The sequence below is a fragment of the Neglectibacter timonensis genome (genome assembly GCF_900048895.1).
Classification (GTDB): Bacteria; Bacillota; Clostridia; order Oscillospirales; family Acutalibacteraceae; genus Acutalibacter; species Acutalibacter timonensis.
Genome location: NZ_LT160640.1, coordinates 522,952 through 537,656 on the forward strand (window position 1 = coordinate 522,952; position 14,705 = coordinate 537,656).

The 14,705-nt window shown below is 48.4% G+C and carries 16 protein-coding genes and 1 pseudogene; 8 read left to right on the forward strand and 9 right to left on the reverse strand.

The window, feature by feature from the left end:
- Positions 1-621 (forward strand): uracil-DNA glycosylase family protein, encoded by a 621-nt coding sequence (locus BN3911_RS11305; RefSeq protein WP_147578586.1) that lies wholly within the window; start codon positions 1-3, stop codon positions 619-621.
- 63 nt (positions 622-684) lie between these two features.
- Here BN3911_RS11305 and BN3911_RS11310 read toward each other — a convergent pair whose 3' ends face one another.
- From BN3911_RS11310 to BN3911_RS11325, 4 genes are all read right to left on the reverse strand, one after another.
- A complete protein-coding gene (locus BN3911_RS11310) occupies positions 685-1,491 on the reverse strand; it encodes a GNAT family N-acetyltransferase (RefSeq protein WP_066865613.1) in 807 nt (268 codons plus the stop codon).
- Entirely contained in the window at positions 1,488-2,087 is a 600-nt protein-coding gene (locus BN3911_RS11315) for a uridine kinase family protein (RefSeq protein WP_066865616.1), read from the reverse strand. The genes BN3911_RS11310 and BN3911_RS11315 overlap by 4 nt, the downstream gene beginning before the upstream one ends.
- A 177-nt stretch (positions 2,088-2,264) precedes the next feature.
- Positions 2,265-4,001, reverse strand: a complete 1,737-nt coding sequence (locus tag BN3911_RS11320) for a sensor histidine kinase (RefSeq protein ID WP_147578587.1) — start codon at positions 3,999-4,001, stop codon at positions 2,265-2,267.
- Positions 3,976-4,683 (reverse strand): response regulator transcription factor, encoded by a 708-nt coding sequence (locus BN3911_RS11325; protein WP_066865622.1) that lies wholly within the window; start codon positions 4,681-4,683, stop codon positions 3,976-3,978. Before BN3911_RS11325 ends, BN3911_RS11320 begins: the two co-directional genes overlap by 26 nt.
- Before the next feature lie 170 nt (positions 4,684-4,853).
- Between BN3911_RS11325 and BN3911_RS11330 the strand changes: the two genes are divergently transcribed.
- The 6 genes and pseudogenes from BN3911_RS11330 to BN3911_RS11350 all read left to right on the forward strand — a co-directional run bounded on the left by BN3911_RS11330 (position 4,854) and on the right by BN3911_RS11350 (position 10,324).
- On the forward strand, positions 4,854-5,678 hold the full coding sequence (locus BN3911_RS11330; protein WP_066865625.1) for a polysaccharide deacetylase family protein: 825 nt from the start codon (positions 4,854-4,856) through the stop codon (positions 5,676-5,678).
- Positions 5,679-5,790: 112 nt separating this feature from the next.
- Positions 5,791-6,285, forward strand: coding sequence for a COG2426 family protein (locus tag BN3911_RS11335; RefSeq protein WP_066865627.1), 495 nt, complete (start codon positions 5,791-5,793; stop codon positions 6,283-6,285).
- Positions 6,282-7,586 carry an aminoacetone oxidase family FAD-binding enzyme gene (locus BN3911_RS11340; protein ID WP_066865630.1) on the forward strand — a complete coding sequence of 435 codons (1,305 nt, stop codon included), beginning with the start codon at positions 6,282-6,284 and terminating at the stop codon, positions 7,584-7,586. Before BN3911_RS11335 ends, BN3911_RS11340 begins: the two co-directional genes overlap by 4 nt.
- On the forward strand, positions 7,580-9,178 hold the full coding sequence (locus BN3911_RS11345; RefSeq protein WP_066865633.1) for an NAD(P)/FAD-dependent oxidoreductase: 1,599 nt from the start codon (positions 7,580-7,582) through the stop codon (positions 9,176-9,178). The genes BN3911_RS11340 and BN3911_RS11345 overlap by 7 nt, the downstream gene beginning before the upstream one ends.
- Before the next feature lie 144 nt (positions 9,179-9,322).
- Positions 9,323-9,526: pseudogene (locus BN3911_RS17700) on the forward strand (MerR family transcriptional regulator); the annotation flags it as partial.
- Between the two features lie 105 nt (positions 9,527-9,631).
- Positions 9,632-10,324 (forward strand): GyrI-like domain-containing protein, encoded by a 693-nt coding sequence (locus BN3911_RS11350; protein WP_306286880.1) that lies wholly within the window; start codon positions 9,632-9,634, stop codon positions 10,322-10,324.
- Between the two features lie 103 nt (positions 10,325-10,427).
- On the opposite strand, the gene BN3911_RS11355 is transcribed toward BN3911_RS11350, so the two are convergent.
- Entirely contained in the window at positions 10,428-10,742 is a 315-nt protein-coding gene (locus BN3911_RS11355; RefSeq protein WP_066865639.1) for an MGMT family protein, read from the reverse strand.
- Positions 10,743-10,865: 123 nt separating this feature from the next.
- Between BN3911_RS11355 and BN3911_RS11360 the strand changes: the two genes are divergently transcribed.
- Positions 10,866-11,336 (forward strand): pyridoxamine 5'-phosphate oxidase family protein, encoded by a 471-nt coding sequence (locus BN3911_RS11360; protein ID WP_066865643.1) that lies wholly within the window; start codon positions 10,866-10,868, stop codon positions 11,334-11,336.
- Between the two features lie 188 nt (positions 11,337-11,524).
- Here the strand turns inward: BN3911_RS11360 and BN3911_RS11365 are convergent, their stop codons facing one another.
- Genes BN3911_RS11365 through uxaC form a run of 4 tightly spaced genes read right to left on the reverse strand, consistent with a single transcriptional unit; the run spans position 11,525 to position 14,692 of the window.
- Positions 11,525-12,379 carry an SDR family oxidoreductase gene (locus BN3911_RS11365; RefSeq protein ID WP_066865646.1) on the reverse strand — a complete coding sequence of 285 codons (855 nt, stop codon included), beginning with the start codon at positions 12,377-12,379 and terminating at the stop codon, positions 11,525-11,527.
- Between the two features lie 26 nt (positions 12,380-12,405).
- A complete protein-coding gene (locus BN3911_RS11370) occupies positions 12,406-12,762 on the reverse strand; it encodes a hypothetical protein (protein WP_066865649.1) in 357 nt (118 codons plus the stop codon).
- Positions 12,759-13,280 carry a GNAT family N-acetyltransferase gene (locus tag BN3911_RS11375; protein WP_066865652.1) on the reverse strand — a complete coding sequence of 174 codons (522 nt, stop codon included), beginning with the start codon at positions 13,278-13,280 and terminating at the stop codon, positions 12,759-12,761. Before BN3911_RS11375 ends, BN3911_RS11370 begins: the two co-directional genes overlap by 4 nt.
- Before the next feature lie 8 nt (positions 13,281-13,288).
- Positions 13,289-14,692 carry a glucuronate isomerase gene (gene uxaC / locus BN3911_RS11380; protein ID WP_066865655.1) on the reverse strand — a complete coding sequence of 468 codons (1,404 nt, stop codon included), beginning with the start codon at positions 14,690-14,692 and terminating at the stop codon, positions 13,289-13,291.
- Positions 14,693-14,705: the final 13 nt, after the last annotated feature.

Genomic DNA, 14,705 nt, shown 5'->3' on the forward strand with positions numbered 1-14,705 from the left:
ATGGCGATTTCTGTACGGGAAAGCCTGATGGACACTGTGGGGAGTCCTAGATTTCTAGCTTATCTTTCAGATGTGTCTCTGGAACCGGAACAGATAAAAACTGTCATGATCAACGAGGCTGTTCCCCTGGATCCGGTAGAGGATTTTTACGGGAGCGCACTAGCGCCCGCTTATTTGGAAACTGTATTTCCGCTGTTTCGGGAGGCTGGGTGCGAGATTTCCAGGATAGAGGAACTGCTTCACATGGGCATTTACCTGACGAATGCGGTAAAATTTCCGAAACGGGATACCACTGTGCCGAAGGAGCTTTTGGAAGAAAGTCTTCCTGTGTTGGAAATGGAGCTTGGCTTATTTCCAAACCTGCGGACTGTAATGCTGATGGGTGATGTGGCAAAAAAAGCATTCAACGCTATCGCCAAACGGAAGACCGGAAAGGCAGCAGTGCCCTCTGGTCCCACCTATAAGCTGCGCAGCCAGGAGTTTTGGTGTTGCGGTATGCGGGTATTCCCTTCCTATATCATGACTGGAAAAAATATCCTCATTGAAAAATCAAAATTCCAGATGGCGGCGGATGATATACGCCGAATGCTGCAAATGAACGAAGGAAAGGGTATTGCATAAATTTGCAATACCCTTTCCTTTTCAGTCAGACTATTTTGCGGATCATTACAAGATGAACTCTGCTTAAATATCACTGACGGTTTCTTCCCGTTCTATCGCAAAATAGGGATATTCATGGCTGAAATGATAGCCAAGCTTTTCTGCAAGAGAAACAGAAGCTAAATTCGCTGCGTCCCAACTGGGGTAAAGCCCATGGTCAAGACAGTGCAGAATCAAGGCGGAGGCACAGGCCAGGGCAAGTCCTTTCCTGCGATGGGACAGTTTGGTATCGATTTCTATTTCTATTCCGCCGTGATATACAGTATAGGAAGAAGCACCGGCGGCCAGTTCATCGCCACACATTACGGCAAAGCCGGCTCCACGATTCTGATAATCTTCGAAAGATTCAAATTGAGAGCAAAAATCAAAGGCCCAGTCTTCCTGTTTTGTAATATCGTAGATTTCTCTGTCGATGTGAGTCAAGCGATAATGTTCCGGCAGGGTGTATCGGAAGGATTCCAGCATTTCTCGGTCAAAAACATCCGGTTCCTTTTTTGTTGCATAGCGGACACCGCGCTGTGCTCTTTTACCATATACTGAGACAATCAATTCTGCCCAAGCCTCATCCTGAGGAAGGAATAAGACAGTAGAGGTACGAGTTTCATGTTGTACAGGCAGGTTCTGGACAAGCGCCTCTGCTTCAACGGATGCGGCATCTCCTGCAAAAAAACAAAAATCGCCAATTATAATCTGCGCCGCCCGGGGCGGATTTTTCCCATCGGACCAGGCAGTTCCCATTTCTCCCTGCAGGCAGGACCAAATCAAGGTTTCCTCCCATCCTTCAAATAGGGGAGCGAGAAGATTCCTGTATTCCTTTGCTACTTTTATCACCTGTTGATTCCCTCACTTCCGTATCCCGTGGGAGCTATTGCCTGATGGTTGAGAAAGTCCACCAGAATGTTATTGGCCAGGAAAGAAGGGGAAGAGCCGTTGAGAATGAAATCAGCTCGCCACTTGGTGGGCTCAATAAACTGCTCGTGGCGGTAACGAACCATATCGAGGTAGACCTCGGAGATTTCATCGAAGGAAAGTCCCCGTTCTGCCATATTCCTGCGTAGGCGCCGCACAATGCGTTCGTCAGCCTGGCAGTCGATAAAAAGCTTGAGGTCAAGCATTTCATAGAGCCAATCATACCAAAGAGCAAAGAGCCCTTCCACCAAGATAAAATCATATTGTCCGTCGCGAGCGGCTTCCAAATCCCGGCGGAGTTGTTCATGATGAATGGTTTCGGGGCAGTTGTCATCCAAGTAGATTTTCCCCGAAACAGGTGCTTTGGCTTTCGGGCGGATTTCCTTTGATTTAAAATAACTGTCCATGTGGAATACCATGATGCGGTATGTCTGCAGCTGTTTTTCAAGGTAGGCAGAGAAGGTGGATTTCCCGCTGGCGGTTCCGCCGCCGATTCCTATGAGATAAGGCCTTTTCATAAACGTTTTCTTCCTCCTGGCAGGTGAAAATCTGCTTCTGCTTTGGATTTGTTCTTCCGGATATCACTGCGAAATCAATTTTATCCAACGCTCGCAATTCGCATGTCAGCGCTTTATGCTGGTAATCATCTCTCTTAGACTGGCTTTCTATGACAGATGAGAGCAGCGCTCATGAGATCAAAGAAAGGGATCCCGAACCGCAGGCAAAGCATTCTCCTTTGTGGAGGCGGTTTGTTCTTCGGTACTCTGTGGTGCGGCGGGAACATTCTCTTTTTCCGGATTCGAAACGCTTGGAGAGCCGGAAATACCACCGTTGTACAGCGGATCGGCAGTGGGGATAGGCGCAGCTTTTTTTACCACCTGGGGGAACTGGACGGTGACGATAAACAGATCGCCGTCCGTGCGGACAAAGAACTTGCCGCCGCAGGCTTCGGTAAAGCTCTTGGCAATGGATAGACCAAGACCGCTGCCTTCCGTGGTTCGATTCTGATCTCCGCGGACAAACCTGGCGGTGAGGTCATCACTGTTCATGGTGATTTCGTTGCGGGAGATATTCCGGATACTCACCTGCGCCATGCCGTTCTGCGCCGTGAGAGAAACATAGGCGCGGGATCCCTCCAGCGAATACTGCGCGCAGTTGCGAATCAAATTTTGAAAAACCCGGTAGAGGCGCTGTCCATCAGCATGCACCAGAATTGGAGCTTCCGGAATTTCTACCCGCCATGTCAGCTGAGAGGCGCGCAGCGTTTCGTCCATTTCTCCAAAGGTCTGCTGAAGCAGTTTTCCAATATCCAAGTCCTCCAGATTCAGGGTGATATTACCCGTAGCTGCTTTGGAAACCTCGAAGACGTCTTGTACAATGTGGCTAAGCCGGTCAGCCTTGTGTGAGATGGTGCTGATATAATCCATCACATGGGGCGGCAGGTCCGGTTCCTTTTTTAACAGGTCGATATAGCTGATGATGGAGGTCAACGGGGTTTTGATGTCATGTGATACGTTGGTGATCAGCTCGACTTTGGTCCGGTCGGCTTTAGTCCCTTCTTCTACCGCCTTTTGAATCCCAGTACGGATCATGTTCAGCTGCATCGCGCAATCATAGAGGTTGGAGGTGGGGGGAACATGGTTTACTGCATTCAGATTGCCCCCGTACATTTCTGCGATTTGAGCCATTAAGACATTCCAATCTTTCAGATCGCGTTTAAGCGCCAGCGTATACCATAAAATGGTGCCAACGATCCCTACGACGGCAAATAGAACCACTGCGGAGGCCAGAAAACCCTTTATCGGCCCCCAATAAGCCCGGGAAAGGGTAAATAACGCGATTGCCGACACTCCACCGACCCCAAGAATTACGGCCAGGGAAGAAAGCAGCCGTCTCATACTGCGCTGTTCAAAGCTTGTCATTTCCCTATAGCTGTTCAATGCGACCAGCAGAGAGTGAATGATGTTATGACGAAAAAAACGCTTGTTGTGCCCGATATCCAGGCAAAGGAAATAAAGCAGCAGCACTATGGCTACGACAAAGGCGGGACCGGATAATCCCCCGCCCAACATCAGGCAGAACATCAAAGTCAAACAGATGAACAGGAATTTCAGTTCAACCCATACTCTGGATAGTCCCTGGGCAATAAACGCTTCAAACTGCCGTCTGTCCTTCCGGAATACAAAGACAAACACCACCGCTGCTGCGAACAGTGAACAGGCGCATACAATGGGAACCAGAAGCGGATAGGGCAGTTCCTTGTAACGTTCTAAATAGACCAAGATGTCGCTGATATTTTCCGCCATACCAGGATCCAGGATGACAAACAAAAGATAGACAATTCCCAGGGTGACGCTGCAGAGCACCAAAATCATGCAGAACCAGGAAACCAACCCTTTGAACATATCAGTGTTTTTCGATTTTGTAGCCAATGCCCCACACCACCTTCAGATATTCCGGTTCTCCTGGGTTGATTTCGATTTTTTCCCGGATACGCCGGATGTGCACCATTACGGTATTTTCGGTAGAATACGCAGACTCGTTCCAAATTTTACTGTAGATTTCTTCCGCCGGGAAAATTCTGCCGGGGTTCCGCATTAAAAGCTCCACAATCTTAGTCTCTGTAGCAGTCAGCTTCACGGGTTCGCCATCTGCATAAAGGACATGTTCATCCAGATTGAAGCACAGCCGTCCGTTGACAATGGTGTTTTCACCGTTTGAGTTGATGTCGCCGAGGCTGGTGTAGCGCCGCAGTTGAGATTTTACCCGGGCCGTAAGCTCCATCGGATTGAAGGGCTTTGTGACGTAGTCGTCCGCTCCCATGGAAAGGCCGATGACTTTATCACTGTTTTCGCTTTTAGCTGAGAGCACGATGATGGGAAGATTTTTTTTCTCCCTGATTTTCATAATGGCGGAAAGCCCATCCAGCTTCGGCATCATGACGTCGATGATGATCAGATGAATCTCTTTTGTCATTGCGATATCGAGAGCTTCCATGCCATCGTACGCCTTAAAGACGTTATATCCTTCACTCTCTAAATTTAAGGCGATTGCCCGGACAATTTCCCTGTCATCGTCCACTACCAGAATAGTCTTTTTGTCTGTCGTATCCATAAAATTCCCTCCTATACAGCAAAAGGATACGCCTGTATCCTTAAAAACTGTGAAATGAATTCTTAAGAAAATCATACATTATTTTATAGGCTAAAGCAATCGATATTTTGTGCTAACCATGGGAAAGAAATCATATCAGTGAATGAATCCATGGAAAGGACAGGTGCGGTATGATGGAACGTTGGAGAAGCCTTTTGAAAAGGCATCGGGCGGTTTTATTCTCTTTAGCTGTAGTATTGGCGGTTGCAGGCCTGCTGACACTGTCTACGGTTAAAAATGGAGGGGCAGTGTTGACTGCAGCAGAAGTCACAAACTGGGGACTGAGCTTTCAAGAAGAAGGAAAACCTCCAGTGGGGAATGCTACTGCTGAGTATCTTCAACAGTATGATTCCCTGTATTGCGTACCCACGGAAGAAAAGGTGCTGTATCTGACCTTTGATGCGGGTTTTGAAAATGGCAATACAGGGAAAATTCTAGATGCACTAAAAAAGCATCAGGTGAAAGCCACGTTTTTTCTGGTTGGCAATTATTTTGAAACACAACCCGATCTGGTGAAAAGAATGGTAGAGGAAGGGCATACGGTAGGAAATCATACCTACAGCCATCCTGATATGTCGAAAATTGCAGATAAAGCCAGCTTTCAGGCAGAACTGCAGAAAAATGAAGAGTTGTACCAAAATATCACAGGGCAGGAAATGAAAAAAATTTACCGGCCCCCACAGGGAAAATTTTGTCAAAGTAATTTGGAAATGGCAAAATCATTGGGATACGAAACGGTTTTTTGGAGCCTCGCTTATGTTGACTGGTATGAAAACCAACAGCCCACCAAAGAAGAGGCGTTTGGAAAGCTTCTGCCCAGAGTGCATCCCGGCGCAGTAGTGCTGCTTCATAGCACCTCTCAGACCAACGGAGAAATTCTTGACGAACTGTTGACGAAATGGGAAGAAATGGGTTATACCTTCGGTGATTTGGAAGCCTGCCTTGGGATAGAATAGTAAGGAATATTTCAAATAATAATTCTTTTGAGGAAATAACATAGGCTTAATTCCCTGTAAAATGAGTAAAAATGAAAATGTTGGAATAAATTAAAAAAAGGAATTAAAAAGTATGGAAGGTATCGTTCAATCTCTCGTTGACTTTTTCAGTAATACGATCCCGGCAGAGCTTACGGTGTTCACGCTTTCCCTGATGCCGATCATTGAACTCCGGGGCGGTATACTGGCGGCAAAGCTGCTGGATTTAAACATGTGGAGGGCATTTTTCATCTGTCTTGTGGGAACAATTTTGCCTACGCCGTTTATTCTTCTGTTTATCAATAAGATCTTCGATTGGATGCGCAATACCCGCTTTGTCAAACTGGTTAACCGTTTGGAAGCTAAGGGAAGAAGCAAATTTGATAAAATTAATCGATACAAAACTTTGGGCCTGCTAATTTTTGTCGCAATTCCGCTGCCGGGGACCGGCGCCTGGACCGGTTCCCTTGCGGCGGCTTTGATGAAGATGGATTTCAAATCCGCCATGATTTCAGTGGCAGGAGGAACCTTGGTAGCAGATATTATCATGTGTTTGCTTTCTTACGGTGTGTTGGGGATGGTGCTGTGAAAGCGGATTATGATATTGCGGTGGTGGGAGGCGGAGCTGCCGGACTGATGGCTGCGCGGAGCGCTGCGATCACTCAGCAGAGGGGAGGACGGCGGACCTCTGTTGTTCTGTTGGAAGGCAATCCAAAGTTTGGGAAGAAACTGCTGGCCACCGGAAACGGACGTTGCAATCTCTCGAACTTGGAGCTTTCGATTGGGCATTATCATGGCGACAGGGAATTGGCTGCGGCGGTCATCGAAAAATTCCCTACGCAACGGATTATAGATGAATTTGAGAAAATGGGGCTTCTTTGCCGGGCCGATCAGGAAGGGCGGTTGTACCCAAATAATTTGCAGGCCGCTGCCGTGCTGCAGGCCCTGCGCTTCTCCTGTGAAGAGGCTCAGGTGCAGTGTGTCTGCGGCTTTTTGGTGTCTTCCATCACCAAAGAGGAAAAAGAATTTGTTCTGGTCTCTGATAGCGGAGAGAGAGTAAGGGCAGGAAGGTGTATTCTGGCCAGCGGAGGGATGGCGTCCCCACGGCATTCCTGCAGTCAAAACGGATATACGCTAGCTCGAGAGTTGGGGCACAGTATTGTGAAATGCCTGCCGGTTTTGGTTCCTGTGAAAAGCAGCAGCAAGCTTTTAAAGCCGTTGAAGGGAATGCGGAGCAAAGTATATGCGGCTTTGCTGGCTGATGGGAAAAAAGTAGCAGGAGAAAGCGGCGAAGTGATCTTCAATGAAGGCGCGCTTTCTGGCATCTGCATTTTTAACCTGTCTTCTCTGGTTGGAGAATGGCAGCGCACCGGCAAATTACAGGATAAGGCCGTAAAAAAGCTGGAAATTTCTTTGGATTTTGCAGAAAATTATTCCTGGGAAGAATTGCTGCATTATCTCCGGCAGATAAAGACCAGGCATTCTAGCCTGCCTGGGGGAGAACTCTTTTCTGGCCTTCTGAATTTAAAAGTCGGACAGGAGTTGGCGAAGAGCTTTGGCATAGACAGACAGCGTCCTGTTGCTGGGATAACAGACGCGGAGTTGAAAAAAATGACAGCCGGTATTAAATCTCAAAAATTTGAAGTCTCAGGCCTCTCGTCTTTTGAAAATGCTCAGGTCACTTCCGGGGGGATCCCATTGTCAGAAGTGACCGTACAGACCATGGAATCTAAAATCTGTTCCGGGCTGTACATGGCAGGAGAACTGCTGCACGTCAATGGAGATTGCGGCGGATATAATCTTCACTGGGCGTGGGCTACGGGCCTTTGCGCAGGGAGCAGCGCCGCTAAGTCTGGTTGTGAAGGATTGGGGGAGAGAAAACAATGCTGAGAATTTCTGGCCTGCACCTTCCTCTGGATTTCAAAGAGATAGAGTTGAGGCGAGCGGCGGCGAAACGGCTTCGTCTTTCAGAGACAGAAGTGAGGGAAGTCGGGCTTTTCAAAAAATCAGTGGATGCCCGGAAAAAGGACAATATTGTATTTGTCTGTACGGCAGATATCACCTTGGACGGGAATGAGGAAAAATTGCTGCGCCGTATCAATGACAACGGGATCCAAAAGGTGCAGCAATATCGTTATGAACTGCCGAAGCCTGTATCTCTTTCCCAAAGACCGGTGGTGATCGGCTTTGGACCTGCCGGAATGTTTGCCGCGCTGATTCTGGCTCAATGCGGTGCGCGGCCCATCGTTCTGGAGCGCGGCGAATCTGTAGAAATGCGAAAGAAAACGGTAGAAGATTTTTGGACTTCGCGCAGGTTGAATCCCAAATCCAATGTGCAGTTTGGAGAGGGCGGCGCTGGAACTTTTTCAGACGGCAAACTGACCACTGGCACTGGAGACGTGCGCATTCGGAAAGTGTTGGAAGAGCTGGTCAAAGCGGGGGCGCCGGAAGAAATCCTTTATGAGGCAAAACCGCATGTGGGAACAGACAAGCTGCCTGGCACTGTGAAGAACATCAGAGAGCAGATCCGCTCCTTGGGCGGAGAGGTATACTTTGAAACCCTTGTCAGCAATTTCTTTTTTCGTGATGGAAAATTGGAAGCTCTGGAAGTTGTAGGAAAGGATGGAAAAAGAAAGCGTCTGGAGTGCAGCCAGGCCATCCTGGCGATCGGACACAGCTCTCGAGATACCTTTGAAAGGTTATCCTCTTTAGCAGTGCCGATGCAGCCGAAAGCATTTTCAGTCGGAGCGCGTATTGAACACCCTGCGGAGCTGATAAACCGGTCTCAATACGGCAGATTTGCAGGGCATCCTGCTCTTGGAGCTGCTGATTATAAGTTAAACAGGCATTTGGAAAACGGCCGAGGTGTCTACACCTTCTGTATGTGTCCGGGCGGAACTGTGACCGGGGCAGCCTCCGAACCGGGAGGCGTGGTAACCAATGGCATGAGCTCCTGGGCCAGAGATGGAAGGAACAGCAACGCCGCGGTGCTTGTGGGAGTGACTCCAGACGACTTTCAGGAAGAAGGACCTTTGGCAGGGGTGGCGTTTCAGCGAAAACTGGAACAAGCTGCTTTCCGCCTGGCAGGGGGGAATTACAACGCTCCGGCACAGCGTGTTGCCGACTTTTTGGAGCGAAGGCCGTCAAAGGCTTTCGGCGGTGTGCTTCCCAGTTATTGTCCAGGGGTCGTTCCGGCCTCTCTGGATGGCTGTCTGCCGGAGTTTGTGACGGATTCTTTGAGACTGGCTATACCCCAGATGGGAAAATCGCTGCGGGGATTTGACGAAGGGGACGCGGTTCTTACGGCCCCTGAGACGCGCAGTTCTTCTCCTGTGCGGATTTTAAGGGGTGAAGATATGCAATCACTTTCTTTGAAGGGGCTGTATCCCTGCGGGGAAGGCGCCGGGTATGCAGGGGGAATTGTCTCCGCAGCGGTGGACGGCATCAGATGTGCTGAGCAGTTGCTTGCGAAAAATCGGTAAGCCTTGTGGTTTCAACATTCCTGAATAATGGCAAATGAGAGTGAGCCGTGAGAGAATTTTTGTACAGTCCTCCTGTTTTTTCTGTTTTCAGTTGACTGCGACACGATGTCGTCCTTTATACTACTGTCAGAAAGGAGACAGCGTATGGAACAGTTTTTAACTGTGAGCCAGATCTCAAGGGAGCTGGGCCTCTCGACCAGAATGCTTCGCTATTATGAAAAAATCGGATTGGTCCAGAGTCAAAGAAAAGAGGGATATGCTTACCGTATCTATGACGAGGAAGCAGTTGCGCGTCTCAGGCAGATTGTGGTCTTGAGAAAGCTGAGGATTCCTCTAAAGCAGATCGATAGAATTTTTCAGGATCCGCAGGCCTCCACGGCTCTTGAGATTCTGCAGGAAAATCTTCGAAACCTGGAAGAGGAGACCGCTTCGCTTTCAGCGGTCCGGGAGGTGTTGCAGAAATTTGTAGAAGCTTTGAAAGAAAGAGCATATCTGCCGGCGCCAACAGTGCTTCTAAAAGACGACAATTTGCAAAAACTGATTCATTCGCTGTCTCCTGTTAAAAATCAATTTCAAGAGGAGCGTGTCAGCGACATGGAAAAATTAAATCAGGCAGAAGAAAACTTATCGAAACTGAAAGACGTGCGCATCATTCACATCCCGCCTGCGACGGTGGCAGCGGCCCATTTTATCGGAGAAGAGCCGGAGAATCAGGTGGGAAAATGGATTTCGGATTTTGCACGGCAAAGCCGGATTTGGGAGATTTATCCGCAAGTGAGGTTATTTGGCTTCAACGCACCAAACCCGGTGGATGAAACCGGGTGTCACGGCTATGAGATGTGGCTGACGATTCCGGAAGATATGGAAGTGCCGGAACCACTGGAAAAGAAAAGATTTGAAGGTGGAGTTTATGCAGCGCATATGATTCGAATGGGCAACTTCTACGAGTGGGCCTGGCTGGACAGATGGGTTCAGGAAAATGGGGAATACGTCTATCGCGGTTCCGGAAATCCGGAAAATATGTTCGGGTCTTTGGAAGAGCATTTGAATTATTTCACGCTTGTTCAGGAAATGCAGGAAGGAGAACCAGAAGTTTTACAGCTGGATCTGCTGATACCTGTAATAAAAAGGAAAACTGAAAAATGATAGAAGGATGCTGCAAAAATTGTCTTTTTGCAGCATCCTTCTATCCAATTGAAACCGTATTTTGGACAGGCCTAGGTTGTTAAATTCATTCTGGTAAGAGCCCTTATTCCTCGTTTCCTCCGTGCCAGAGATGTTCTTTTAAATCAACCCGTCCATCCGGCAGAAAAGTTATTCCTTCCGCTTCCAGCATCTGGCGCTGTATTTCTTTTCCACCGAAGGCCTGATCACAACACAGAGTGCCGTCCCGATAGAGCACCCGATGGCAAGGCAGCCCGGCCGGAGCTCTGAACATGGCGGCTCCCACAATGCGGGAAGCTCTGGGACTTCCTGCCAACATGGCGATTTGCCCATAGGTAGCTACTTTTCCTTTTGGAATTTGACGGACAATTTGATAGACTGCTTCCGGAAAGGTAGACATACTGGCCCTCTTTTCCTGTTTGTTTTAGTAGATAAAAATAGCTGCTTTCATCTTATCGTTCTCCCGCTGTTTCGTCAAGTAAGAACATAGCAAATAAGTAAACTAAAAGAAAGGTGATTTTTGATGAGGAGAGTTGACCGGGAGGTTACAGAACGATCCGAATTGCTTGGAATTTTGAAAGGCTGCAGAGTCTGCCATATCGGAATGACAGAGGGAAACCGTCCCTATGTCATTCCGATGAATTTTGGAGCAGAATGGGAAGAAAACGGTGTGGTTATTTATCTCCATTGTGCAAGAGAGGGGAAAAAGCTGGAAATTCTAAGGGGGAATCCCAATGTCTGCTTCGAGGCGGACTGCAGCCATAACCTAATAGAAGCGAATAAAGCTTGTGGCTATGGTTACGAGTTTTCCAGTGTAATCGGAAGCGGACGTGTGGAAATTTTGGAAGACCCAACTGAAAAAGCTCATGGCCTTTCCTGTTTGATGTTTCACCAAACAGGAAAGCATTTTTCCTTTACAGACACAGAGACAGATTCCGTCTCTGTGTTAAAAATTAAATTGGAGGATATTTCCGGAAAGAGACATACCGGCTGAATCCACAGCGCTTAAGGCAGGCTTCAGGTTGGTAAGTATCATAATTCCAGAAAAAACGGACTATTTCATGAAATAGTCCGTTTTTTATTTGATAGGAGATAGGCATTGTTTTTCATTTCGCGGTCTCAGAGTAAAGAAGTGGGCGACTCGCCGTTCCTATCGAGAAGTGAGAACGAAAATTCCTGTTATTATACGCCGGAGTAAGCAGAAAAACCGCCGTCGATGGGGAGCACTACACCGGTCACGAAGCTTGCAGCTGGCTTACTCAACAGGAAGAGAACCCCGCCAATCAACTCTTCCGCATCCCCAAATCGTTTCATAGGGGTGCCTGCCAAGATTTTATCCGTACGGGGAGTCGGACTGCCGTCCTCATGGAAGAGAAGCGCACGGTTTTGGTTGGAAACCAGGAAGCCGGGAGCTATTGCGTTGACCCGGATGCCTGAGTCGGCGAAATGTACGGCAAGCCACTGTGTGAAATTGCTGATTGCAGCCTTGGCGCCTGAATAGGCGGGAATTTTGGTCAGCGGCGTATAGGCGTTCATTGATGAAATATTCAGGATGGACACGTCCTCTTTTCCGAGCATATCAGGTGCAAATACCTGCGTGGGAATCAGGGTGCCCAGAAAGTTCAGATTGAAGACGAACTCCACGCCTGCCGGATCTAGATTGAAGAAAGTTTTAATGTCCTCCCGGGAAATATCGCCCGGCTCGTAATATTCCTTGTCAGTGGTTGCCCTGGGATTATTGCCCCCCGCGCCATTGAGGAGGATATCACAGGTACCGAAATCCAGACGAATATGTTCTCTGGCAGCCTCACAGCTGGCCTTTTCCAAAACGTTGCATGCATAGCCTTTGGCTGTAAAGCCCTCGCTGTTGATTTCCTCGGCATTCTTTTTTGCCGCCTCTTCGTTGATATCCAGCAGTGCCACCTGAGCGCCGCACTGGGCGAGGGCACGTGCAAACATGCTGCACAGTACGCCGCCCGCTCCTGTGACAACTGCCACCTTTCCATGGAGATCTACTGTAAAGGGTAACTGTAGCATAAATAATCAAGACCTTTCCTTTAAGGTTACGACGCTTTTTCCTGCGTCATTTTATCAAGAAGTTTTCCGGTTACCTCCGGCCCTTTCTGAAGAAGGCGGTAGCCTTCCTGTGCATTTCCGGCATACTCCAGCCCATATTCTCCGTCCCCCTCCTCTGAGCGATAGGTAAATACAACAATAATATGGGAGGGATCGGCGTTTTTGATATAGATCGATTTTTGTTCCCATTGAAAGCCTGCAATATCTGCAAATTCCTCATCTAGCTGCTGTTGTGCCAGTACAGATACTTGAGTGGTATCCAAAACTGAGGACTCCGGCTCCACGGCAGAACAGCCAGAAAACAACAATAAAACAGAAAGAATGAAAGGCAGTAAACACTTCATAGACATTTTCCTCCCTTTCCAATATCAGGTTCCCGGCGGTCCTCGATCAGCAGAGGAAGTTTCATCTCTGTATAATGTGACGACTTTTTGAGAAAGCCCAGCTTTTCATAGAGAGAAAGACCGGCAGGAGTAGCTGAGAGTTCAAGAAAGGACAGAAAATATGTAGGGGCATCTGCTATTACCTGTCTGATCAAGGCACTAGCGAAACCTTTCCGGCGGAATTCCGGCCGTGTGTAAACGTTGAGAAGAGTTCCCGTTCTGCCGGTGGGAAAACTGAAATTTGGCGGCCGCTCTACCACCTGCAGCAGCACGATAGAGACAATCTGTCCAAGAGTGGGTTCCTTTATCGAATAGGCAAACAGGCCTTTATTTAAGTGCTCTTGAAAATAGGTGAAAAGCCGCTCAGAAAAAACGCTGCGCTGTGACAGATCCAAAGGACCGCGATCTTCTTCCAGATACACCAGGCGAAGTTCAACAAGCTGTGGAATGTCAGCGAAACCTGCCAATAGAAATTCCATGGCCTCCCTCATTTTAACCCGAAATACGCAGCGGAATTTCCGAAACAAATATTCGCAATCATTTCCCCGATAAGAGACTCATCACTGGGAATATCTCCCTGTTCCATCCAGCTTCCCAACAGGTCGCAAAGAACCCGGCGGAAATATTCATGTCTAGCATAAGACAGGAAACTGCGGGAGTCAGTGAGCATGCCAATAAAACCGGAAAGCAGGCCGGTATTTGCCAGGGCCTTCATCTGTTTGCGCATACCGTCACGATGATCTGAGAACCACCACGGCGCACCCAACTGCATTTTCTGTGGGAAGCTACCCTCCTGGAAACAACCTAGGACGCTGGCCAGCTTGTCATCATCGCCTGCGTTCAGAGAATAGACCACAGTAGGGGGGAGCTCGTCCGTACGGTTCAGTTTATCAAAAAATGCTGCAACCGAAGCAGCGCTGATACCATCCCCGGTGCTGTCAAATCCGGCGTCGGGTCCGGTACGGTAGAAAAGACGGGAGTTGCAGTTTCTCAACACTCCAAAATGCAGCTGCATCACAAATCCCATCCTATGATAGAGTCTGCCCAGGAAGAGCATCAGTTGGGTCTGATATGCATTCAATTCAGCAGCGGTCAGCTGGGAACCGGATAGGGCTTTGCAGTAGGCGGATTCGGCCTCTTCTCTGGTTCCGCATGTAAAATTAGGGGAGAGCAGGCTTTGATCGGCGATCAGGCAGCCATTTTCCCGAAAGTAAAGCGCACGCTTTTCCAATGCGTTTTCCAATTCAGAAAGAGTGGCCGCCTTTTGACCGCACACCTCTTCAAGCTTGGCAATCCAAGCCTGGAAATTGGGCTGTTCAGGATGAAGGGCCGTCTCGGGACGGTAGGCGGGGAGAACTTTTACAGGAAAGCTTTCGTCTGCGGCCAAAGCACGGTGGCAGGCCAGGTCGTCAGCCGGGTCGTCAGTGGTGCAAAGCGCTTTGACACCACTTTTTACGATTAAGTTTCTAGCGGAAAATTCCGGCTTCTGCAGTTTTTCATTGCAGCTATTCCAGATAGCAGGGGCAGATTCAGAATTCAGAAGCTCCGTCACTCCAAAGTAATTTTTCAATTCCAGGTGGGTCCAGATATAGAGAGGATTCCCTATGGATTTTTCTACGGTCTGCGCCCATCGTAAGAATTTTTCATAAGGATCAGCGTTTCCTGTGATGTATTCCTCAGGGATACCGCAGGCTCTCATAAGACGCCATTTGTAATGATCCCCCGAAAGCCATACGTCGGAAATATTGGAAAATTTGACGTCCTCTAATATTTCTTTGGGACTTAGATGGCAATGAAAGTCAAAGATAGGTTCTTTTTCGGCATACCGGTGATAAAGCCTGGCAGCAGTCCTGGTGTGGAGCATAAAGTCTTCATCAATGTAGCTTTTCAATACAGTGCCTCCT

What these genes read in the sequence shown, in the direction of transcription:
- BN3911_RS11305 (WP_147578586.1), top strand. Translation starts at nt 1, where the DNA reads ATGGCGATTTCTGTACGGGAAAGCCTGATGGACACTGTGGGGAGTCCT.
- BN3911_RS11315 (WP_066865616.1), bottom strand. Translation starts at nt 2,087, where the DNA reads ATGAAAAGGCCTTATCTCATAGGAATCGGCGGCGGAACCGCCAGCGGG.
- BN3911_RS11325 (WP_066865622.1), bottom strand. Translation starts at nt 4,683, where the DNA reads ATGGATACGACAGACAAAAAGACTATTCTGGTAGTGGACGATGACAGG.
- BN3911_RS11330 (WP_066865625.1), top strand. Translation starts at nt 4,854, where the DNA reads ATGATGGAACGTTGGAGAAGCCTTTTGAAAAGGCATCGGGCGGTTTTA.
- BN3911_RS11335 (WP_066865627.1), top strand. Translation starts at nt 5,791, where the DNA reads ATGGAAGGTATCGTTCAATCTCTCGTTGACTTTTTCAGTAATACGATC.
- BN3911_RS11345 (WP_066865633.1), top strand. Translation starts at nt 7,580, where the DNA reads ATGCTGAGAATTTCTGGCCTGCACCTTCCTCTGGATTTCAAAGAGATA.
- BN3911_RS11355 (WP_066865639.1), bottom strand. Translation starts at nt 10,742, where the DNA reads ATGTCTACCTTTCCGGAAGCAGTCTATCAAATTGTCCGTCAAATTCCA.
- BN3911_RS11360 (WP_066865643.1), top strand. Translation starts at nt 10,866, where the DNA reads ATGAGGAGAGTTGACCGGGAGGTTACAGAACGATCCGAATTGCTTGGA.
- BN3911_RS11365 (WP_066865646.1), bottom strand. Translation starts at nt 12,379, where the DNA reads ATGCTACAGTTACCCTTTACAGTAGATCTCCATGGAAAGGTGGCAGTT.
- BN3911_RS11370 (WP_066865649.1), bottom strand. Translation starts at nt 12,762, where the DNA reads ATGAAGTGTTTACTGCCTTTCATTCTTTCTGTTTTATTGTTGTTTTCT.
- BN3911_RS11375 (WP_066865652.1), bottom strand. Translation starts at nt 13,280, where the DNA reads ATGGAATTTCTATTGGCAGGTTTCGCTGACATTCCACAGCTTGTTGAA.